General features: G+C 49.1%; 19 protein-coding genes and 1 pseudogene. 14 read left to right on the forward strand and 6 right to left on the reverse strand.

Annotated features, from left to right (window positions below; genetic code table 11):
- Window positions 1-9: 9 nt before the first annotated feature.
- The 3 genes from HRE53_RS14915 to HRE53_RS14925 all read left to right on the forward strand — a co-directional run bounded on the left by HRE53_RS14915 (window position 10) and on the right by HRE53_RS14925 (window position 3,655).
- Complete coding sequence (locus HRE53_RS14915; RefSeq protein WP_235107018.1) at window positions 10-1,284, forward strand: hybrid sensor histidine kinase/response regulator; 1,275 nt, start codon at window positions 10-12, stop codon at window positions 1,282-1,284.
- Window positions 1,285-1,365: 81 nt separating this feature from the next.
- Window positions 1,366-2,529, forward strand: a complete 1,164-nt coding sequence (locus HRE53_RS14920; protein ID WP_235107019.1) for a diguanylate cyclase domain-containing protein — start codon at window positions 1,366-1,368, stop codon at window positions 2,527-2,529.
- A gap of 79 nt (window positions 2,530-2,608) precedes the next feature.
- Window positions 2,609-3,655: a PleD family two-component system response regulator gene (locus HRE53_RS14925; protein WP_235107020.1), complete on the forward strand. Its 1,047-nt coding sequence runs from the start codon at window positions 2,609-2,611 to the stop codon at window positions 3,653-3,655.
- 95 nt (window positions 3,656-3,750) lie between these two features.
- Here the strand turns inward: HRE53_RS14925 and HRE53_RS14930 are convergent, their stop codons facing one another.
- The gene (locus HRE53_RS14930; protein WP_235107021.1) at window positions 3,751-4,878 is read right to left on the reverse strand and encodes a class I SAM-dependent RNA methyltransferase; all 1,128 of its coding nucleotides are present in this window, start codon (window positions 4,876-4,878) and stop codon (window positions 3,751-3,753) included.
- Window positions 4,879-5,076: 198 nt separating this feature from the next.
- Here HRE53_RS14930 and HRE53_RS14935 point away from each other — a divergent pair.
- Window positions 5,077-6,437: pseudogene (locus HRE53_RS14935) on the forward strand (dihydrolipoamide acetyltransferase family protein).
- A 107-nt stretch (window positions 6,438-6,544) separates the two neighbouring features.
- On the opposite strand, the gene HRE53_RS14940 reads toward HRE53_RS14935, so the two are convergent.
- The gene (locus tag HRE53_RS14940) at window positions 6,545-7,798 is read right to left on the reverse strand and encodes an FIST N-terminal domain-containing protein (RefSeq protein ID WP_235107022.1); all 1,254 of its coding nucleotides are present in this window, start codon (window positions 7,796-7,798) and stop codon (window positions 6,545-6,547) included.
- A 256-nt stretch (window positions 7,799-8,054) separates the two neighbouring features.
- Here HRE53_RS14940 and sufU point away from each other — a divergent pair, with 256 nt between their 5' ends.
- From sufU to era, 7 genes are all read left to right on the forward strand, one after another.
- A complete protein-coding gene (gene sufU, locus HRE53_RS14945; protein WP_235107023.1) occupies window positions 8,055-8,534 on the forward strand; it encodes a Fe-S cluster assembly sulfur transfer protein SufU in 480 nt (159 codons plus the stop codon).
- Window positions 8,534-9,073, forward strand: a complete 540-nt coding sequence (locus HRE53_RS14950) for a Ycf51 family protein (RefSeq protein WP_212664134.1) — start codon at window positions 8,534-8,536, stop codon at window positions 9,071-9,073. Before sufU ends, HRE53_RS14950 begins: the two co-directional genes overlap by 1 nt.
- A 79-nt stretch (window positions 9,074-9,152) precedes the next feature.
- Entirely contained in the window at window positions 9,153-10,316 is a 1,164-nt protein-coding gene (locus HRE53_RS14955; protein ID WP_235107024.1) for an iron-containing alcohol dehydrogenase family protein, read from the forward strand.
- Entirely contained in the window at window positions 10,313-11,524 is a 1,212-nt protein-coding gene (locus tag HRE53_RS14960; RefSeq protein WP_235107025.1) for an aspartate aminotransferase, read from the forward strand. The genes HRE53_RS14955 and HRE53_RS14960 overlap by 4 nt, the downstream gene beginning before the upstream one ends.
- Window positions 11,525-11,602: 78 nt before the next feature.
- On the forward strand, window positions 11,603-12,937 hold the full coding sequence (locus tag HRE53_RS14965; RefSeq protein WP_212664137.1) for a TrkH family potassium uptake protein: 1,335 nt from the start codon (window positions 11,603-11,605) through the stop codon (window positions 12,935-12,937).
- Between the two features lie 41 nt (window positions 12,938-12,978).
- Entirely contained in the window at window positions 12,979-13,674 is a 696-nt protein-coding gene (locus HRE53_RS14970) for a TrkA family potassium uptake protein (protein ID WP_235107026.1), read from the forward strand.
- Window positions 13,675-13,721: 47 nt separating this feature from the next.
- A complete protein-coding gene (gene era / locus HRE53_RS14975) occupies window positions 13,722-14,669 on the forward strand; it encodes a GTPase Era (RefSeq protein WP_212664139.1) in 948 nt (315 codons plus the stop codon).
- Between the two features lie 57 nt (window positions 14,670-14,726).
- Here era and HRE53_RS14980 read toward each other — a convergent pair whose 3' ends face one another.
- The 3 genes from HRE53_RS14980 to HRE53_RS14990 all read right to left on the reverse strand — a co-directional run bounded on the left by HRE53_RS14980 (window position 14,727) and on the right by HRE53_RS14990 (window position 17,725).
- Entirely contained in the window at window positions 14,727-14,975 is a 249-nt protein-coding gene (locus HRE53_RS14980; RefSeq protein ID WP_235107027.1) for a Ycf34 family protein, read from the reverse strand.
- A gap of 82 nt (window positions 14,976-15,057) precedes the next feature.
- Window positions 15,058-16,317, reverse strand: a complete 1,260-nt coding sequence (locus HRE53_RS14985) for a dihydroorotase (protein ID WP_235107028.1) — start codon at window positions 16,315-16,317, stop codon at window positions 15,058-15,060.
- A gap of 49 nt (window positions 16,318-16,366) precedes the next feature.
- Window positions 16,367-17,725, reverse strand: coding sequence for a histidine phosphatase family protein (locus HRE53_RS14990; protein WP_315875725.1), 1,359 nt, complete (start codon window positions 17,723-17,725; stop codon window positions 16,367-16,369).
- Between the two features lie 220 nt (window positions 17,726-17,945).
- On the opposite strand from HRE53_RS14990, the gene HRE53_RS14995 reads away from it, so the two are divergent.
- Entirely contained in the window at window positions 17,946-19,580 is a 1,635-nt protein-coding gene (locus HRE53_RS14995; RefSeq protein ID WP_235107029.1) for a CPBP family intramembrane glutamic endopeptidase, read from the forward strand.
- A 51-nt stretch (window positions 19,581-19,631) separates the two neighbouring features.
- On the opposite strand, the gene HRE53_RS15000 is transcribed toward HRE53_RS14995, so the two are convergent.
- The gene (locus tag HRE53_RS15000) at window positions 19,632-19,946 is read right to left on the reverse strand and encodes a Mo-dependent nitrogenase C-terminal domain-containing protein (RefSeq protein WP_212664143.1); all 315 of its coding nucleotides are present in this window, start codon (window positions 19,944-19,946) and stop codon (window positions 19,632-19,634) included.
- Between the two features lie 1,198 nt (window positions 19,947-21,144).
- Between HRE53_RS15000 and HRE53_RS15005 the strand changes: the two genes are divergently transcribed.
- Both HRE53_RS15005 and HRE53_RS15010 read left to right on the forward strand, forming a co-directional pair.
- Window positions 21,145-21,447 carry a DUF2605 domain-containing protein gene (locus tag HRE53_RS15005; protein WP_235107030.1) on the forward strand — a complete coding sequence of 101 codons (303 nt, stop codon included), beginning with the start codon at window positions 21,145-21,147 and terminating at the stop codon, window positions 21,445-21,447.
- 119 nt (window positions 21,448-21,566) lie between these two features.
- Window positions 21,567-21,866: a DUF2973 domain-containing protein gene (locus HRE53_RS15010; RefSeq protein WP_235111123.1), complete on the forward strand. Its 300-nt coding sequence runs from the start codon at window positions 21,567-21,569 to the stop codon at window positions 21,864-21,866.
- Window positions 21,867-21,891: the final 25 nt, after the last annotated feature.

A 21,891-nucleotide genomic window follows, 5' to 3' on the forward strand; every position in this document is an offset into this window, starting at 1 on the left:
ATCAGGACGATGCCTAAACCCGTAATTGTTTGTGTAGATGATGAAGTCGCAGTATTAGATAGCCTCCGGCGTGAGCTATCTGAAGTCTTTGAAGATAGCTGCGAAATAGAAACCGCTATGGGGGGCAAGGATGCCATTGCCCTGGTGCATGACCTGATCGAGGATGAATGCGATTTATCGGTGATCATTGCCGATTATCTGATGCCGGATATCAAAGGGGATGAGGTTTTACAACAAGTCCATCAGCTCTCCCCCCAAACCTTAAAAATCATGTTGACGGGGCAGGCTAATGTGGATGGCATTTCTAATGCGATTAATACCGCCCAGCTATATCACTATATTGCCAAGCCCTGGCAACCCGAAAATTTACAGTTAACGGTGCGAGAAGCCCTCAATAGCTACCAGCTCGCTAAAAAAATTAAAGACTATCAGCAAACTCTAGAACGCAAAGTTGAAGAGCGCACTCAGGAATTATCCGCAATTCTGCATACCCTTCAAACCACCCAAGCCGAACTGATTCAGGCGGAAAAAATGGCTGCCCTAGGCCAGTTAGTGGCTGGTGTGGCCCATGAAATTAACACGCCAGTGGGAAATGCCCTATTAGCTGCCTCTGTTCTGAACAACGAGACCGGTTCCTTAACACAAGCCTTCGACCAGGGGGGGCTAAAACGGTCTGCTTTGGTCAGCTATTTACAGACAGCCCAAGAGAGTAGTGGTCTGATCTTGCAAAATCTCCATGGGGCGGCGGCCCTCATTCAAAACTTCAAGCAAGTTGCAGTCGATCAAACCAGTCATGAACAACGAGAGTTTCAGATCATCCCGTATATTGAGAGTGTATTGACTAATTTGGAGCCGAAATTAAAACAGACTCGCCATAGGGTGACGGTCTCAGGGGATGCTGCTCTAAAAACTACTAGTTATCCAGGAGCACTGTCGCAAGTGGCGACCAATTTTGTCATGAATTCCCTTTTGCATGCCTACCAACCTGGAGAGGCAGGGCAATTAAAATTTAATGTGACTCAACAACAGGATCAGATCATTCTGGAATATACCGATGATGGTTGCGGCATTCCTGCAGAAGATCAGCCTAAGATTTTTGAGCCATTCTTTACAACGGGACGAGATCGCGGGGGAAGTGGCTTAGGTTTACATATTGTTCATAATCTAGTCACCCAAACCCTAGGAGGAACCGTATCTTGTCAGAGTGAGGTTGCCGTGGGAACCCAGTTTAAGCTGCAGTTACCCTTGACCTTAGCAAAAGGGGGGTCTCATGCCCGAGGATAAGCCCTTGACCGGAACCTTAGAAGCCGATGATGAGACTCCAATTTTTAGAGGAGTTATCCTATCATTCCCCCGAAGGAGGCTATGCCAGGGGGGTGGAAAGTCATTGTGGTGGATGATGAAGAACAGGTGCATGAGGTGACTCGTCTCGCCCTGAAAAACTTCAAGTTTGCCGATAAGCCTCTGGAAATTATCTCTGCTTATTCCAGTGAAGAAGCCCAACAGTTGTTGGACCAAAACCCAGATACAGCCGTATTGCTGTTAGATGTGGTGATGGAGACGGATAAGGCTGGCCTAGAGCTGGTCAAGCATATTCGTGATCATTTGCACAACATCTTTGTACGGATTATTTTACGCACCGGTCAGCCGGGCAGCGCTCCAGAAAAAGCGGTGATTGAAGGGTATGACATCAATGACTACAAAACCAAAACCGAACTCACCCAACAAAAACTCTTTTCCACTTTAATCACTGCCATTCGGTCTTACCGAGATTTACTGACGGTTGAAGAAAGTCGTCAACAGATTGCGTCCTTAAACCAACAGTTAGAAGACGCCAAACTCAGTTTGGAGAACAAGGTCAAAGAACGTACCCAGGCCCTACAGCAGCAAACTTTAGCCTTGGCAGCCAAAAACAAGCAGCTGGAAGAAGAGATTCAAGCCAAGCTCTATGCCCAGCAAGCTTTAGAAGCGACCAATAAAAAGCTGGATGAAGCCAATAAGCAGCTGTCTCTGATTGCCAATCATGATGCCCTCACAGGATTGGCGAACCGTCGTCGTTTTGATGAGTATTTACAGCAAATTTGGAAACAGACTCAGCGCGAACAACAGCCTTTAAGTCTCTTGATTTGCGATATTGATTTTTTCAAGCAGTATAACGATACCTATGGTCATTTAGAAGGAGATATTTGCCTCCGAACCGTGGCCCAAAAAATTCATCAAACCATTGTTCGCCCCCTGGATTTGGTGGCCCGCTTTGGGGGTGAGGAGTTTGCGATTGTTTTGCCCAGTACCGACCTAGAAGGCGGTCAGGTTGTGGCCGAACGACTGAGGACGATCATCCATAAGTCTCAACTTCCCCATCGTGGATCCTCGGTGAGCGAATTTGTGACCGTTAGCATTGGGGTAGCGACGGTGCGATCGCACATCCATACCTCGGTTTCAAGCTTAATCAGCCGAGCAGATCAGGCCCTCTACCAGGCGAAACAATCTGGGCGGGACCAGGTGATCGCTCTATCTTTAACAGGGTAGGTCTTTCAGATTTAGCAGAGTGTGATTTATAGACAGCCTGGGAACACTGGATGTAATGTGCGAGATCAGCTGAACGGCCATGCAAGACGTCAATGCTCCCTCATTCCCCTTTATGGAGGCTCCCAGGACATCAACCCATCGGGGAGCTGATCAGGACCGACCCGTCATTCTGATTGCGGAAGATGATCGGATGACGCGAGCCATGATCAGTCATATCCTGGCTAATGATGGGTATCGAGTTGTGGAAGCAGAGGATGGTGAAACCTGTTTGGCTGCTTACCAAAAGAGCCCGCCTAACCTAGTATTGCTAGACGCCATGATGCCGGGAATGAATGGCTTTGAATGCTGTGGCGAAATTATGAAGCTGCCTGAGAGTGCTTACACCCCCATTTTGATGATTACGGGATTAGAAGACCAGACCTCCGTAGACTGGGCCTTCGATGTGGGGGCCTCAGACTATATTACGAAACCCATTCATTGGCCAGTGTTGCGGCAGCGAGTGCGGATTCAGTTAGAGAGAACCCAACTCTATAAGCAACTGGAAGAAGCCAATCGAAAACTGACCCATTTAGCCTCTATTGATGAACTCACCCAGCTCCCGAATCGCCGAGTCTTTTCCGAAACCCTGCAACGAGAATGGCGACGCATGGCTCGTGAGAAATGTCATCTTTCTTTGATTTTGGGGGATATTGATTGTTTTAAGGCCTATAACGATACCTATGGCCATCTGTTTGGAGATAACTGCTTGTTCCAAGTGGCGAGTGTCATTGGCCAATGTGTCAAACGGCCGGGGGATATCCCAGCCCGTTATGGCGGAGAAGAATTTGCCGTTATTCTCCCGAATACACCCCTTGAAGGAGCGGCCCATGTGGCAGAAGAAATTGGTCAAGCCGTAAGGGCCCTCGCGATTCCCCATAAAAATTCTGTTGCCAGTCCTCATGTCACCCTCAGCATGGGGGTTGCTAGTGTGGTCCCTGATTTACAATCCATGGGATCTGAAACCCTCTTGATTTTGGCAGCTGATAAGGTTTTGTATCAAGCGAAGTCAGAAGGACGCGATCGCGTCCAGGTCGACCATACCTTACGAAATACAGGATCTGCGATCCCTTGCCCAGAGGAAGTTTAACCTCTTAGCTTGCAACCGGTTCCTAGATAACCCCTGACTGATGCAGCCTGTCGATTTTAGTCGAGGTTAACTACTAGGAGCGCAGTGCACTGCGCTCAATACAGCTCGTACTTCAAGAACTGACAGGGAATCGATCCATTGTTGACTGCTGTGCGTTGGCAAGATTTGAGGCCAATCGATTGGGACAAGGCTTTGTTCCCACTTAAGATAAATGCTGTCCAGCCTTTGAAGCGTTGTTTGAAAATTTGCCCCAATTGACGATAGAAATCCCCCAGCTCCCGAGGATCTCCCAAACGCTCGCCATAGGGCGGGTTGCAGATCAGGATGCCGCTATCGGTGGGAGGTTCAACATTCTGTAAGTCGATGGATTCAAACCAGATATGGTCTACGACGTTGCAATTCTGGGCGTTGAGGTGGGCTTGTTCAATCACCTCTGCATCCTGATCACTGCCCCAAATGGGCATGGGTAGTCGTGAGAGCTGCTGCTCTCTCGCCTCAGCTTGCAACGAGTGCCACAGCGATTCATCAAAATCTGGCCAGGTTTGAAAGCCAAACTGCTGTCGAAATACGCCTGGTGCAATTTGTAGACCCTGTAAGCAGGCTTCCAAGGGCAAGGTGCCGGATCCACAGAGGGGGTCCATAAACGCTAAATCGGATTGCCAGCCTGACAGGCGGATCAGAGCAGCGGCCAAAGACTCTTTCAAGGGAGCGGCCCCGACAGCCAGACGATAGCCCCGTCGATGGAGACTGCTGCCAGAACTATCCAAACTGACGACACAGCCATCCTGATGGAGGTGGACGTTGATTCGCACGTCTGGAGTTTGGGTATCGATGTGCGATCGCGCCCCGAATTGCTGCCGCTGTTGATCGACAATGGCATTTTTGACCTGTAGGGCTGTGAAGTGACTATGGTTGAGCTGCGGCGTTTTTCCGGTAGCATCGACAGCCAATGTGTAGTCTGGGGTCAAATACTCCTGCCAAGGCAACGTTTGAATACCTTGATAGAGATCCTCCGCATCTTGGCAAGGGAATGTGTCTAGGCGCAAGAGAATCCGAAACGGCAGTCTGGCCCAGAGATTCACGTGGTATAGCAATTTGCGATCGCCCTGAAAAGCCACCCCGCAGAATCCAGGCTCAACGGATTCCGCCCCTAGTTCTGCCAGTTCTTCAGCTGCTAAGGACTCTAATCCTCGGGCAACGGTTGCAAAATATTGTCTGGGCATCACAGGGACCTCTCTAGAGTGGGCGGGATAATCCCCAGCCACGACATCGCTTTGCCTATTGAAGCATTTTGGTTCGCCAACTTTATGGATGCCGTTATTTTCTCGAGAAAGGAGATAGTATGGATAGCCCTGAACAGGATAAAATTCAAACTGGATAGGCTTTGGTTTATCTTGCTATTCGTTTCGGAAAACTAACCCATGATTCATGAAGTGTTTATGCCTGCCCTCAGCTCCACGATGGAGGAGGGAAAAATTGTCTCTTGGTCTAAGGAGCCCGGTGACAAGGTAGAAAAGGGTGAAACGGTTCTGGTTGTTGAATCTGACAAGGCAGATATGGATGTGGAATCCTTCTATGGGGGATATCTAGCAGCCATTGCAGTGCCTGCAGGTGGTGTTGCTAAAGTGGGTGCGGCCATTGGCTATGTTGCTGAAACGGAAGCAGAAATTTCTGAAGCGCAAAAGAAAGCGGCTGCGGCTGAGTCTGCTGCCCCGGCTCCAGCAGTTGCCCCGGCCCCGGCTCCAGCTCCCGCCGCTCCAGTAGCTGCCCCGGCCCCGGCTCCAGCTCCCGCCGCTCCAGTAGCTGCCCCGGCCCCAGCTCCCATCGCTACTGCTCCAGTGGCCCCCAGCAGCAACCCTGAATGGGGGGAAGTGCACCCGCTGCTCCTGCCAACGGTAGAGTTGTGGTTTCACCTCGGGCCCGGAAGCTCGCCAAACAATTTAAAGTAGATCTCAATACCCTAACGGGCAGTGGTCCTCATGGTCGCATTGTGGCTGCAGATATAGAAGCAGCCTCAGGCCAAACGACGACCGCCACAACTACGGCCCCAGCGGCCGCGCCTCAACCATCGCTACCTGCCCCTGCGCCTTTACCTGCAGCAGCGGCAGCAGGCGAAGTGATTCCTTTCAATACCTTGCAGCAGGCTGTCGTCAACAATATGGTGGCGAGTCTGGCCGTGCCCACATTCCATGTGGAATATTCCATCGTTACAGATGCTCTAGACCAGCTTTATAAGCAGGTGAAGAGCAAAGGCGTCACTATGACGGCACTATTAGCCAAAGCCGTAGCCGTGACCCTGCGCCAACATCCCCTCGTGAATGCCAGCTGTGCCCCTCAAGGAATCCAGTACAGCAGTGCTATCAATATTGCCGTGGCGGTGGCGATGCCGGGTGGCGGTTTGATTACGCCAGTTTTGCAGCAGGCCGATCAGATGGATTTATATTCTCTCTCTCGGACTTGGAAAGATTTGGTGGCTCGCGCTCGCAGCAAACAGCTACAGCCGGATGAGTATAGTACCGGCACTTTTACCCTCTCTAATCTAGGCATGTTTGGGGTAAATAGCTTTGATGCCATTTTGCCTCCAGGACAAGGATCGATTCTGGCGATTGGTGGGTCTAAGCCTCAAGTGGTGGCGGATGCTCAGGGCATGATGGGTGTGAAGCGATTGATGAATGTCAACATCACCTGCGATCACCGGGTGATCTATGGTGCTGATGCAGCGGCCTTCTTAAAAGATTTAGCTGAGTTGATTGAAACTAATCCTCAATCTCTGACTCTGTAGGCAATAGACGGCAGCTTAACAATGAGGCTCCTCCTCTTATTAAGCTGCTGTCTACAGCGCATCGCAATTGCACACCTAAAAATTGATCCGTTTATTTTAGGTGTGATTTAGTCGTCCTGGCTGCGAAAGATGCCAAAGGCGGCGGTGTAGCCATGGAGAAACGTCGTGCCCGCAATGGGACCAATTTCACCATTACAGAAAAAACCGCTGATAGGAATGTCTTGAAAATAGCGTCTAAACAGTTGAGAGTCGAAGTCCGACTCCCCATAGAACCGCTCTCCCCGTCCTAAGCAATCAAACATCAAGGCTGCTGTCGGTTGAGACTGATCTTGAGGAGATTTCTGAAAATAGTTTTGGAGCAGTTCTTCCAGTTCATCGGCAGAGGCTTGGGCATCTCGTAGGTGGAATTGAATTCGTTGTCCAGGGCGGATGCGATCGCCAATGGCAATGGCACCAATCCGAGGGTCCACCCCAATCAAGTTGCGAATCAAAAAATCGCCCGGTTCCAGGTTTTGCTTAAACTCATTACAGACAATGCCGACAGAGAGGGAATGCTGGGCTAATTCTCGTTCGTCCTCGTCCAAATCCTGCACCAAAGTTTGCAGGGCTTCCAAGGGAGTTTGCAACTCCACCTCATCCGTATTAAACGTGGCCTCCACCGGGACGGTTTGCTCTTCTACCTGCAGCACGACATTACGCTCAGCTTCAGCGACCCGATAGGGTTGACCAATGGGCCGACAGCCTTGGGCCACAATCGTTTCGACCATGATATTCCCACTCAGGGCAACGCCTACCGTACCCTCGCGATAAAGCTGATCGTCGCAGAACAAACCACTGCCGCTCCATGAAGATCGGCCACTGGCGAGACCGCCAATTTTGACTGCACCCGGATAGGCATAATCTAGCCCTTGCAGCAGATCACTGATTTTTGAGCTAGAGGGATCGGCAAACAGAATGAAATGGGGCTGATGGGCAGGATCCACTTCTAGTAACTCGGTCCAGGTCAAAGGCGCACTATCCGGATCGGGCAGCTCATCCTCATAAATATGAAAGGTCTGAATCTCGACACCGGGTAAGGAGGCCAGGGTAAGGGTGATACCAGGTTCTTCTTCAATTTCTGCTGTAGACCCGCCTGGGGTCGGGCCGATCACACCATTCCCTCCACAGCCAATAAAATGCTGAACGGGCAATTTATCTTCCAGCAGGGGCTGTAACCGAGGGAATTCGCTAGCAAAGGTAGTCGAGATGAACAGAATGGCCAAATCTGCAGGGGCATCTAAGGATTGCAATGCCTTTGCAATCACTTCATCCAGTGCAGCTTCTAGAGAGGGTTGTGTCGATAGTGCACTAGCCCACTTCATCTTTTCTCCTTAGGAGGGTTCCCTGACATCATGTCTGCTTTATTCCAGAACATTGACTGGCCTGATCGACGGAAGAGCGGTAACCCCGAAAGGAGTAATCCCAAGAACACTCTAATATGTCTGTTGATGCTTTGACAGTGATCCACTAGGGATAGCTGCCTTTCGTTAAGATCGAAGGGGCAACAGCCAGTATCCTAGATACATTCCTTCGATTCATCCTCTAGTGTGAGGAGTCTCTCCTCACTGTCTTAAGATTATGGCCCTGGACAATTTACGAAAACTGTATCAACAAGTTATCTTAGAACATTACAAAAAGCCGCGTCATCGTGGGATAACGGATCCAGTCCATCGTCACCAAAGGGGACATAATCCTTCCTGTGGCGATACGATTGAACTGACGGTTCAGTTGGAAGAGTCGGAAAGACAGATTGCTGCCGTCAAATTTGAAGGAGAGGGATGTGCGATCGCAATGGCGTCTGCCGACTTAATGGCGGATGCGATGCGGGGCAAAACAATACCTGAAGCGTTGCAAATGGTCCAATCTTTCCAAAATATGATGAAAGGTGAAGGGGAATTTCCCCGAGAGCATCGTAAGCTCAATGTGATGCAGGGGGTCGCTCAATTCCCCGTACGAATTAAATGTGCCACCTTGACTTGGCACACCCTCAAGGCCGCCTTAGAACATCAGAGTGTAGAATCAGCGGATGAGTTTATCAGCAATGAGGAGAATAATTAATGCCCACTCCTACCCCTGAATTTTTTCAGCAAGCTTGTCAGTGGTGCGCAATTTTCATGCTGGTGAGCGGTGCGTTTACAGGACTAGCTTTTATTTTTAAGTGGGGCATCCGCTTCCGCTTTGTCGGTATCACCAGCCTATTAGGGGTGCTGACGGGCAGTTTACTGGCCCTAAGCTTTTTCCCTTTGACTAAAGCCGTGATTCCAGGAGCTGCCAAGTACAACCTGGTTTACGATTTAGCAGGTCCTGAGGTCGTGATTTCAGTCTCCCCGATGATTACCTCTACAGAACTAGAAGCTACTCTACTACAAGCCTCAGAGAATCTGTTTTCGCCGGGGCGAGTAGGCCGAGGGACGGCTGATCTGACCATCAAAGTCCGCACCATTCTGCATCAGAAGTCAGGGATGTCCCAACTCATTCCCCTGGGCCAAATTCAGCGCTCATTGACCGTTCGCGATGACCCTAACGCTAAAATCACTTTAAATCAGGATAATTTAGCAGCTCTCGCGACCACGACTTTTGATCCCTCCTCTAGTTAAAATCAATATTGGAAGTCAGCTTCCCTAGCCCACTGGGGATCATGGGAGGACTGACTCATTGCTACGTACCGTCCCGCCTATGTCTACGTTCTCATCACCCTCTGTATCCTCATCTGTTGAGTGCTCCAGTCAAGCCATTGCACCCCAATGTGTCATTCGAGCTGAGCAAAGTCTGGCTCAATTAGAATCCTTGATTCAGCCCTATGGCCAACGGCCTCTAATGGTGGGGGGAGAGCAGAGTTTAGAGGTCTTGCAGCCTTATGTTGCTACGTTCTCAACAGTACAGTTGGCAACTGCCAACTATGGCCAAGATTGCAGTGAAGCTAGCTTAAAGGCATTAGGAGAGAGGGTGGCCCGTCATCGCGCGGATGTCATTGTCGGCGTGGGCGGTGGAAAAGCATTAGATGCAGCCAAACTCTTGGCCCATCAAACTTGCTGTCCTGTGATCACCATTCCCACCTCTGGGGCGACGTGTGCTGCTTGGACAGCTTTATCTAATTTGTACTCGGAGGGCGGGGCGTTTCAGTATGATGTCGGTCTACCCCGATGCCCTGATTTACTCATCCTTGATTATGAAGTCATCAGAACAGCTCCCCAACGAACCTTAGTTGCTGGGGTTGGCGATGCTTTAGCCAAGTGGTACGAGGCCTCAGTGAGTAGCGGTCATTCCCAAGAAACTTTAACGATCGCTGCGGTGCAACAGGCCCGGGTGCTCAGAGATATTCTGTTTCAGAAGTCAGGGACGGCGATCGCCCAACCCGACAGTGACGAATGGCGACAAGTCGTTGATGCCACGGTGTTAATGGCCGGGGTTGTGGGTGGTTTGGGTGGAGCCCAATGCCGGACTGTTGCTGCCCATGCGGTTCATAATGGTTTGACCCATCTCTCTCCGACCCGCGCTAGCTTACATGGGGAAAAAGTGGCCTATGGCATTTTGGTGCAGTTGCGTCTCGAAGAACTGATTCAGCATAACCACTTAGCGACAACGGCTCGTCACCAGCTGCTCAAGTTCTATGGAGAGATTGGTTTACCCATGACTCTTGCCGATTTAGGGATGGAGGATGTGTCTCTGAAAGACTTACAAACCGCAGCGCAAGTGGCTTGCCAGCCAGAGTCGGATCTCCACCATTTGCCTTTTATGGTGATGCCGGATCAGTTGATGGCCGCGATGGTCTCTACTGCCAGTCCCATTGCTGAAAGTGGCATACATTCAGGGTCTCCATCGGCAGAGGTTTGCCCATGAGTTTGGATTGGATCAAACCGGCTGAACGACTGAGTGCCCTGCCGCCTTATGTGTTTGCCCGTTTAGATGAACTTAAAACCTCGGCTCGCCAGCAAGGTCTAGATCTGATTGATCTGGGCATGGGGAATCCGGATGGTCCGCCGCCAGAGCCTGTGATTGCAGCTGCGATCGCAGCCCTCAAATCCCCTAATAATCATGGCTATCCTCCTTTTGAAGGTCATGCGGACTTTCGCCATACCATCACCGATTGGTATCACCGCCGATACGACGTATTGCTCGATCCTGAAATTGAGGCTCTGCCGTTACTCGGCTCGAAAGAAGGCTTAACCCACTTAGCCTTGGCCTATATCAACCCTGGGGATGTAGTGTTAGTCCCTAATCCGGCCTATCCCCCTCACTTCCGAGGACCAGCCTTGGCAGGAGCTGAAATCTATGGCTTGCCCTTAAAAGCAGAGAATGACTGGCTGATTGATTTGGGGAGCATTCCTGATCATGTAGCGGAACGAGCCAAAATCCTTTACTTCAATTACCCCAGTAATCCGACGACTGCCGTTGCCCCCCGAGAGCTGTTTACGGAAATTGTCGCCTTTGCTCGTAAGCATCAAATCTTGCTGGTCCATGATCTCTGCTATGCCGAGCTCGCTTTTGATGGCTATCAGCCCGTGAGCCTGCTGGAAATCCCAGGGGCGAAAGAGATTGGGGTTGAATTTCATACCCTGTCCAAAACCTACAATATGGCGGGTTGGCGGGTTGGCTTTGTGGTGGGGAATCCCCAAATTATTCAGGGACTGCGAACCCTTAAAACCAACTTAGACTATGGCATCTTTGCTGTGGTGCAGGCTGCTGCTCAAACCGCTCTGCAACTTCCCGATAGCCATTTGCAAGTGGTTCAGCAGCGCTACCGAGAGCGACGAGATTTTGTGATTTCAGGACTGGGCGATCTGGGCTGGCAGATCCCCAAAACGAAAGCAACCATGTATTTATGGGCACCCTGTCCTGTAGAGATGTCTTCCGCAGACTTTGCCTTAAAGCTGATCCAAGAAACCGGAATTGTGATGACTCCAGGGAGTGCCTTTGGTCATCATGGCGAAGGGTATTTGCGGATTAGCTTGATCGCAGAATGCGATCGCCTCGGTGAAGCGATTCATCGTATTCGTCAATCTCAGATTTGTGGTACGCCTACCAGCAACGTTATCAGCCCATCATGAAGGGAAGGTTTCTAACATCTGTGATCATTTGTTGTTTCTCAAGTCAGAGCGGCTTCCCCCTGCTATTTGGGAGGAGCTATGACCGTTTCTAGAAGCATTTGTTTAGGATTTTTAGTCGCCATCTTAGTCGGAGCAGGCTTGCTTCTGTTGCCCATCTCAACGGCGAGTGGAGACTGGAATAGTCCTGTCGTGGCCCTCTTTACCGCCACATCTGCCGTCTGTGTCACGGGGCATGTAGTGGTGGATACGGGCTCCTATTTTTCCCCGGTGGGACAGGTCTTTATTCTCACTCTGATCCAGTTGGGTGGCTTAGGCTACATGGTCTCCACCACTTTGTTGCTGGTGTTACTGGGGCGTAAATTTGGCCTGAGGGATAAGATTGCCCTGCAACAAGCTTTAGATCGCTCTAAATTACAAGGATCAAATCAGGTGGTGGTGTCTATTATTGCCACCATCCTGGTATTTGAATTGATGGGTATTATCTTGTTGTTTGGAGTGTTCAGCCAGCAGTATGCTACCCCTCTTGCCCTCTGGTATGCCGTGTTTCACAGCGTCAGTGCCTGGAATAATGCGGGGTTTAGCTTATTCCCTGATAGCCTGAGCAGCTATCAGTTTTCCTGGATCGTCAACCTCACTATCTCTGGTCTTGTCGTTGTTGGTGGCATTGGGTATGAAGCGATTTTTGAAGTGTATCTATGGCTGCGTGACCGCCTAGCAGGGAAGCAAAAAAGAACCCTATTCTCCCTCAATTTTCGAGTGGTGACCAGCACTACGGTGATGCTATTAATCCTAGGTACCATTGCCTTTTATCTGACAGAATCTCGCAATCCAGACACCTTACAGCCTCTCAGTTGGAATAATCAGTTGATATCGGCTTGGTTTCAGTCCATGACGACGCGTACCGCTGGGTTTAACACCATCGATATTGGCAGTATGACCAATGCGGGGCTATTCCTTACTATTGCCTTTATGTATGTGGGAGGCAGTCCTGGCGGAACGGGGGGTGGGGTGAAAACCACCACCATCAGAGTCTTGAGTAGCTGTACCCAAGCGATTCTCCGGGGCAAGGAATCCGTCACGATGTATGAACGCCAAATCCCCGTATCCTTGATTTTGAAAGCGATAGGGGTAGTGGTGGGTTCAATTACTACGATTGTGTCGGCCACAACCCTAATGTCGATCGCCGATCCAGGGGTTGAGTTCATCAATATTTTGTTTGAAGTGGTGTCTGCTTACGCCACGGTTGGTTTATCGACTGGGATTACAGCTGCGTTAACCGGGAGTTCGAAACTCATTTTGGCTGCCACCATGTATATGGGTCGAGTCGGTGTCTTACTCTTGATGGCGGCCTTACTGGGCGATCCTCGTCCCAGTACCGTTCGGTATCCAGAAGAGTCTTTATTGGTCGGATGATCCGATTTTGGGAAAAATACTAGCATTATGGACTTATACCCGTGAACTTATCATCCTTGAGCTTATTCCCTGGCCTGAACAAAAAAAAGCAGCAATTTGCTGTGATTGGCTTAGGTCGTTTTGGTCGAGCTGCTTGTCAGGCATTACACCAAGCTGGCCAGGAAGTATTAGGAACAGATATTGATGAAAAACGAGTGGCGGAGGTGGTGAATAACCAATGGGCCGCCCATGCCCTGCAGCTCGATTCCACCGATCCCTTAGCTCTTAAGGAAGCAGGGATTTACGAGTTTGATACGGTCATTATTGCCATTGGTAACTATCTGCAAGAAAGTATTATTACGACCCTCAATGTCAAAGAAGCAGGTGTCGCCAAGGTGGTGGCTAAAGCCTCCTCAGAAATTCATGGCAAGCTGCTCAAACGAGTCGGTGCTGACCAAGTGGTCTTTCCTGAAAATGAAGCGGGATATGCCTTGGCTCGGACCCTTACCAAGCCTTCTATCCTGGACCACTTTGAGCTGGATCCTCAACATAGCATCGTTGAAATTGTGGTGCCTGAAGAGTTTCACAATAAATCGATTGGTGAACTGCAGCTCCGTAGCCGTTATGGTCTAAATGTTCTAGCGATTTGTCGCGATCAGAAATTTAATATCAACCCCAGTCCCGACCTCAATTTGCAAAAAGGATCGGTGATGGTGGTGATTGGGGAAACTAAAGCGATTGATGAGCTTCCTCTCTAACAGGTGATAATGTTAATAGCCTGCAGCTTGAGGAACGTATTGTAACCTTGTCCGATCTCCAGTCTTTAACCTCCATTCCCCAGGCTCCTCCTGAGTTCAAGTCAGGCTTTGTCGCGATTGTCGGTCGGCCTAACGTGGGCAAGTCCACGTTGATGAATCAGTTGATTGGGCAAAAAATCGCGATTACCTCTCCGGTTGCCCAAACGACCCGCAATCGTCTTCGGGGTATTTTAACCACCCCCACCGCCCAAATGATTTTTGTGGATACTCCGGGTATCCATAAACCCCACCACCAATTGGGCGAAATCTTAGTCAAGAATGCGCGCATGGCCATTCATGCGGTGGATGTCGTGTTGTTTGTGGTGGACTGCTCAGAACCTTTAGGGGGGGGAGACCGGTTCATTGCTCAGCTGTTGACCCAAACCAACACCCCCGTTATTTTGGGACTGAATAAGCTTGATTTACAGCGAAAAACAGCACAGCAATCTTTGACCTTAGACCAAACCTATAAAGCCCTGGCAAAAGAACACCATTGGCCTGTTTGCAAGTTTTCGGCATTGACCACCGCCAAATTAAAGTCGTTGCAACGCCAGCTTATTGATCAGCTGGCCCCTGGGCCGTACTATTACCCTCCCGACCTGGTCACTGATCAACCGGAACGGTTCATTATGGGAGAGTTAATTCGAGAACAAGTTTTGCTATTGACCCGGCAAGAAGTTCCCCATTCTGTGGCAATTGTGATCGAACGCGTAGATGAATCGCCTAAAATCACCCGAATTTTAGCCACTGTTCATGTGGAACGGCCCTCTCAGAAACAAATTCTGATTGGTAAAAAAGGCAGTATGCTCAAAGCGATTGGGACCGAAGCCCGCCAACAAATTCAAAAACTGATTGCTGGCAAAGTTTATTTGGAGCTGTTCGTTAAAGTGCAACCCAAATGGCGTCAATCCAGAATGCAGTTGGCGGAGCTGGGATATCAGGTGGAATCTAATTAGGAGTACCTGATCAACTTCTGGGGCAAGGAATTGATTCCCTTTGAGCGGTTTTTGGCGTTAGGTCGGTACTAATTCTCCCGGCCTGAGACGCGCCCATTTACCTGCTTCTTCTGAAAAGCTGGCACATCCTACGACATCCCATTCCATTTCAATCTCTTCTGTACTACTCCGAATATTGACGTTAATCGTCGGTTGCTCGGGTTCAAAGGTAGGGTGATCGGTCAGGTGAGGCTGCTGATGCTGTGTTTCTACGGCATGATAGGTGATGCATTGATCAACGAATTGGCAATTGATACAAATACACATGTTCTTCGTCCTCCTCGAATGCCAAAGGCCCGAAGCGACAAGACAATCTCCAAGCCCCTTACAGACACTCTAGCGGATTTGCCTAAGATTGGGGATGCCAGGTCTGTATCACCCTGCCTGTTAAGGACTGCCCATACCAAGGCGTATTCTGGCTGAGGGATTTTAGGGTTTGGGCGTTAGCGGACCAGGACTGTTGAGGATCAAAGAGTATCATTTCTGCTGGCTGATCCACTTGCACCCTAGGAGGTGTTTGCCCTAAGCAGTGGCTAGGAGAGGTACTTAACCGTTGCCATAGGGTGAGGGGTGACCAGCGCTCAGTTGTCACAAAGGCTTGCCATAGTAAGGGTAATGCGAGTTCTAAGCCAATCGCCCCAGGTGGTGCCGCACTAAAGGCAACGGTTTTCTCTTCATAGGTATAGGCATGGTGATCAATTGCGATCGCATCGATGACTCCCGTTTCTAACCCCTGAATCAGGGCTTCCTGGTCTTCGATATTGCCAACGGGTGGGTCCAACCGCCAATTGACATCATAGGTATACAAAGACTGGCTATTGCCCAACACATGCATCCAGGTGGTACTGGCCGTGATCGGTAACCCACGTGCTTTAGCCCCTTGAATCAGTTCTACACTGCGAGCGGTGGACACCCGCATGATGTGGACAGGAACCTGCGTCTCAGAGACGATTTCCAGCAGGGCTGCCAAGACTGATGTTTCAGCTGTGGTCGGCGACTCTGACAGTCCTAATCGCAAGGCATCTATACCTTCGCGAATGACACCACTGCCGGCTAAGGCTGGATCGCAAGGCCAAAGAGCAATGGGATAGGACTCAGCTTCTAGATACTCACAGAGTCGTCGTAGCAAGATGGAATTTTGAATAGATTGGCCATCACTAAATCCGACGACCCCAGCTTGAATCAAATCTGCATATTCCACCAGCTGTTTGCCTTCCAGTTTTTGGGTCATGGCACCCCAAGCCTGGACTTGCAGAGGTAAATCAGGGGGAAGCTGGGCTTTGATTCGGGCTAGGCCATCGGCGTTATCTAACGGCGGATGGGTATCGGGGAGAAGGGTCAGACGGGTGAAACCCCCTGCGATCGCAGATGCGGTCAAAGAAGCCAAGGTCTCTCGAGTTTCAAACCCTGGATCATCTGAGTGACTATATAAATCGACCAGGCCTGGAGCCAAAACCAGCCCTGAACAATCCCGTTCTTCACCCCCAGCGCTGACCCCTGGCTCTGTGATGTCTATAATTTTGCCATCGTCAATCAGGACATCAGCCACCCGATCAACTTGCGACGGTGGATCTAACACTCGCACCTGTTTGAGCTGTTCTTGTGTCATACCCAATCCGTCGTATATCCTCCTTGATCAAGACCAAGATTGATGCAGGTTATAACGCCCCTGCTGCTGTTTGGTCTAGTACCCCACCTGCTAAATGGGTGGTGATATTCATAGCCTGCAAAATGGGGTGACCGTCTGCATCATAATCGATGACGCTCACAGCTCCATTGCCCTGTTTGAAACACCAAAAGTGTTCCGGTCCCAATCCGGCGACATGGCAAAGCACCACTTTGTTAATGGCATCATGGGCCACGACTAAGCCCGTTTGTTCTGTCTTGCCTGTGGCTAAGGCCTGAGCAACAATATCATCCCAAGCGGCAATGGCTCGATCCCAAACCTGTTGTAAGTTCTCGCCTTCCGGCATTTGCACCGCTTCTGGGGCGGTGCGCCACCGATCGAGTTCACCCGGATAGCGTTCCTCAATCTCAGATTCTAAGCACCCTTCCCAGGTCCCGTGGCTGATTTCCCACAGGGGTTCTGAGAGATCGAGCTGCACCTGATCATGATTCTGGAGAATCAATTCTGCAGTCTCTTTGGGACGGGCAAGGGAGCTGCTGATGGCAAAGTCAATGGGAATCTCTTTGAGGAAGTCGGCGGCCTGCTGACCTTGTACACGACCATTGTCATTTAAGGGAACATCAATTTGTCCCTGGAATTGGCCACGACGATTCCACTCTGTTTCGCCGTGACGAACTAGAATAAGCCGCAATCCTCGATAATGTCGCCATGGTTTGGGCAACGGTAATCCCAAATGATTAGTTAAATTTAGGGCTTCTAGCTGAGGCTTCTGGTTCAAGCCATCGGGGAAATTGAGGACACTAATATTGCAGTTGGCTTGCTGGAGCCGCTGATAGCGATCTGGCGTTAATCCGAGGGCGGTGCTGAGTAAGGCCCGATTAATGCCGCTATGGCCCACCAGCAAAATCGTCTGACCCTCATGTTGGGGAAGGAGCTTTTGCCAAAGGGCTGTTGCCTGTTCGTAGAGGGCGGGGACTGGATAAAAAGATTGAGAACCATCTGGGCCAGATAGCTCCATACAGAGTTTTTCCGGGGCCGAATTCCAACATTGATATTGTTCAGGAAACTCTGTTTTGACCTGGTCAAACAGCATCCCTTCCCAAAGGGGCAGGCCAATCTCAATCAGCCCCTCTTCTACCTGAATGGCAGGGGCTGCAGCCAAGGCGTTATGAATCGTGCCAGCCGTTTGCCCCGCTCGCTGCAACGGGCTGCAATAGATGGCATCAAAAGCAATTCCGTTTAAAGCCTCACCCACTCGATGGGCATCGGCTAATCCTTGTTCGGTTAAGGATGATTCATCGAGATGACCTTGAACTCGGCCTTCTACATTAAAGGTGCTTTCACCATGCCGAACTAATATTACGCGAGTAGCCAGGGACTTGACCTCCAAAGGGATAACGGCTGAATTAGGATGGCGCCCACTTGATATTCAGAGTGGTCTAAGCTGAGGCCAGAAAGATTTTAACCTGTGGTGAGGGTTGTTGGTTAGTGAATCCTCAATTAGGGTTCTTTATCGGTGGTACAGATCAAAGAGACAACAAAGATTAGGATAATAAAGCTGTCGATTGCAGAGACTCCATATCCAGACTGGCGAGGGCAAAGACTTAAATATGGCAAACGATCAAAAAATCCAGCAGCAACGCTATCGCTTAGTCTTAATTATTTTGACTGCGATTGTGACCTTTCTAATTAGCGTGGAACTGATTAGCAGCTGGAGTCAGCCTAAAGCCCAAAGTCAGCTCAATCTCTATCAAAGTGATTTGTTGTTGCAAGCCTCAGAATGGCAGCCTGTGCTGGAAGAAGATCAGGCTAAATCCCTCTCTAATCCTCTGCTAGACGCTGATCCCGTTACCTCTGCCCTGAAAACCTACCGCCAAGTCCGCACGTCGGTTCAAACGGACTTGGAGCGAATAGAACAAACGATGGCGAATGCCTCGGATGACCCTGCAACTCTGGCTCAACAGCAAAATCGTAGTCAGTTCAGGGATAACTTGGATCTCAGGATTGGTTTACTGCTGGCTCAGTCGGATCAGGTGGAAGATGCGATCGCAACCTGGTCTCCCCTGACCACTTCCCCAACTTTAGTGAGTAATGAGTCCGCCGCAGCCTCCATTCTAATCGGCCTATGGAGTGATCCCCCTCAACTCTTACCCAATGCTCAACAATCTCTTAAATCTCAGCTATCAGGCTGGTTTGAAGGCCAAGCATTAGAACGCCTGTTTACCCTATCCCAACGTCAAGACGATCTCACCACTTTACAGATTGACCAGCAGGTCACTGCCAGCAATGCACTTGCTCGGGTCGTAACCATCAACGGCCTCACATTGGTGGGGAACGGTGTAGGGGTGATTATTTTGCTGGTTTGGCTCGTCCGTTCTTGGCGGCAGCGAGCCGGGAATTCTAGTGCGCCTCCCTCCCCACATCCCTTACAGGATTTTCAAACGCCACCTGCTGATGCAGAGGGTGAACCCACCTCTGATACCCCAGCCATCGATGAATCAAAAGCCTACTTAGCTCAAACTAGTCTGGCTAATTCGGTCCTGTGGCCTCCCGATCTGATCTGGCAAGTAATGGTGCTATGGTTTATCGCCTTCTTTGGCGTTAGCTTATCGATTCCTTTACTGATCTATGTGTTAGGTATTCAACCCACGGCTTTGGGTGCTCGCCCCCAAGTGTATTTAGCCTTTTCCAACTATGCCATTCTCGTGGTGGTGGGTCTGACTATCTTGATCTGGTCTTTGAAAGGGTTTCTCTCAACTCCTTTCAAATGGTTTAGGATTCGTTGGCAGGGAAATTGGCTGGTCTGGGGAATGAGCGGCTATTTTGCTGCCCTACCCCTCGTAATTTTAATTGCCCTGTTGAATCAAAAAGTATTAGGTGATCAAGGTGGTGGAAACCCCTTGTTAGAGCTGATTATCCAAAGTCATGATCCCTTGACTGCCAGTCTCCTATTCATCATGGTGGCAGGACTGGCTCCTTTCTTTGAAGAGATTCTATTTCGCGGGTTTTTCCTAACGTCTTTGACCCGATATCTTCCCATGTGGGGGGCAATTGGCGTAAGTGGGATTGTATTTGCGATCGCCCATCTCAACTTGGCTGATATCCTGCCGCTGTCTGTATTGGGCTGTGTTTTGGGGTTTGTATATTCTCGGTCTCGGAACTTGCTGGCTTCGATGTTACTGCACAGCTTATGGAATAGTGGTTCGTTCTTGAGTTTACTGATTCTAGGCAGTAGTGCTCGTTAAAGCTTTGCGACTGTCCACTAGTCAGCACTTGTATCTATTAGCAGTGATCTATTAGCAGTATTGAGTGACATCTTCACCACATTCGTCTGCCAAAAATACTAAAGCCCGAAACCGCAGTTCAACAAACTCATCGTAGGCAGGGTTTAGCTTACACATCGGGGGAATATGAAACAATTGATGCCCAAAAAAAACGACATCTCGTTCAAAGGGACATTGAGCAGGAATCAGGTGACAAATTCTATGGGCGACTTGAGGATTTTTAAGGTCTAAGGTAGAAAAATACCAACGGACGACCTTCTTGCAGATAGCTTGAATAGGATTAATCGGTGAAGGGCTAGGTGGAGCATTCAGGGCGGAGGATTGCATCGTTTTATCCGATTTTAATAAGATAGATATGTCTAGGACGGGTGAAATAAAAGACTTAATAGTTGTTGTTTTGAGCTTCAATAGTGAAATAGCAGCCGAAGGCGCAAAAAATAACCCAGATGCTTAAAATTTGAGTAATGATAGCTTCTAACATCAGAACGGACTCCTTGCTCTGGGCAGTAGTGGTAAAAGATGGATACGAACTGCTTGGGGAATTAGCGGTTGGACTCTTTCGATACTGTTATTATGTTCAACTTGCCTCGAAAATCCTTGAGGATAATCACGGAACTTTCAAGGAAATAAACAGTATTTTTTTGCCATGAATTGCGTAGATGTTCGCAGATAGCTTTGAAGCCTCCGTATATTTATGGAACCTTGGTTCTAGAGCTTCATGCTTAATTACGTACAGATGGAGAAAAATAAGGAGACCACATAAATTAATCACCGATTGTGATGGGTCAGTGAGTGCTTTATTCTATTGGATATATCGCAATATTGTTGGGATGTTATGCCAGTCTTTTAGTAGATTTTTGTAGGCCCGCAGATCGAGTCACTTCAATATAGAACCCATCCAAGGGATGTATCTGTACAATTTTGAGCTAGGGCTCAGCTTCAGATTATTTTTTTGCTGATTGAACCTTCTCTTTTTTTATAAAAGAGGCGTGAATATGACTAGCCTTAACGGGCTGTCTTGGAAGAGGGTATAGCTCGAACTGTAGCCAATGTGGACCCAGTTGAGAGAGCTATTGCTTAGCTGTATATGTTAGGCCTGCAAATGCTCATGGAATTGATCAGGTGTATAGAGAATAGGCCTAAAGAATGTGAGTCTATTGGGCTATAGATAACGGACTTGCTCGCTATCTGTCTGCTACATAACTTGAGTATTGATCAAAAAACAGCATAAACATTAGGAAATAATCAAGAACTTAACTTCATGCTTTCATCCTAGTGACAGTCCCCATTCAAAATGTAGTAAAACGGGACTAATTCTTCCACTCCTCTCGAAGGAGTGAGGTTTTCATGGTTGCTTCTGACTAGGATGTTATTTGGTAGGTCAGTAAATGACGGTCTGGAGAGAGTCTTCGATTGAGAAAAGATTAAATAAAGTTAAAAAAACATTGGTAATATGTTTTTAAAAAAGAATCAAATATTTATTTTTTAATCAATAAAAAAATATAGTTCGATGATAAATCCATACTTGCCTGAACCAGATCTGTTCTCGGTCCGCTTAGGGCCATTATTGGGAGACTATCACTATTGGCTCAGCCGCTCTCGCTCCCTATTAGAGTTCGAAGAAATTGATTTTCTAGATACTCAACAGCAATCTGATTTACTAGGACGGGTTCACCAAACCTTGTCAGAAGTGATTGCCGCTCGCAGTCTATTCAAAGCAACATATGGACAAATTGGGATTGAGATAAATTTGCTGGAAGCCTGGCATGATCTGGTGTCTGAGTGTTGGCAGATCATGATCCAGCTTCGTCTAGGGCAGTCAAAATGAGCAAAATGGTTTAAATTTCAAAGGAGACTAGATCAATATTAAAGATAATTTCAGCTTGCACAAAATGTCAGGCTACAGGTGATCCCTGAAATAATCTTGGCTTGGGAGGGCTATGGATGATGCTTCAGATTCTATATATGATTGCCTTTATCGTGTTAGCGGTATTGGCAGTAGGCAACTTAATCCGTAATGTGTATTCGGTGGGCTTTCTATCCCAGCGCGACTACCACTTGCCTCTTCCTCCCCCTGCTTATTCGGAGGACACGCCTCAACTTGTTCCTCACCCAGAGCTTTTGGATGAGTCTGGAAATGTGATTGATGAGCCGCTACTGGTCATGCGTTCCATGAGCGTGGAGGACGCCCGCGAGCAGTTAGATGCTCTTTATAACCAATCTCCGGGCTCTAAAGAAGACGTTTAGACTGCCGAGCCCTACTTCCGGCTTG

Source organism: Acaryochloris sp. 'Moss Beach', assembly GCF_021497025.1.
In the GTDB taxonomy this organism is placed as follows: domain Bacteria; phylum Cyanobacteriota; class Cyanobacteriia; order Thermosynechococcales; family Thermosynechococcaceae; genus Acaryochloris; species Acaryochloris marina_A.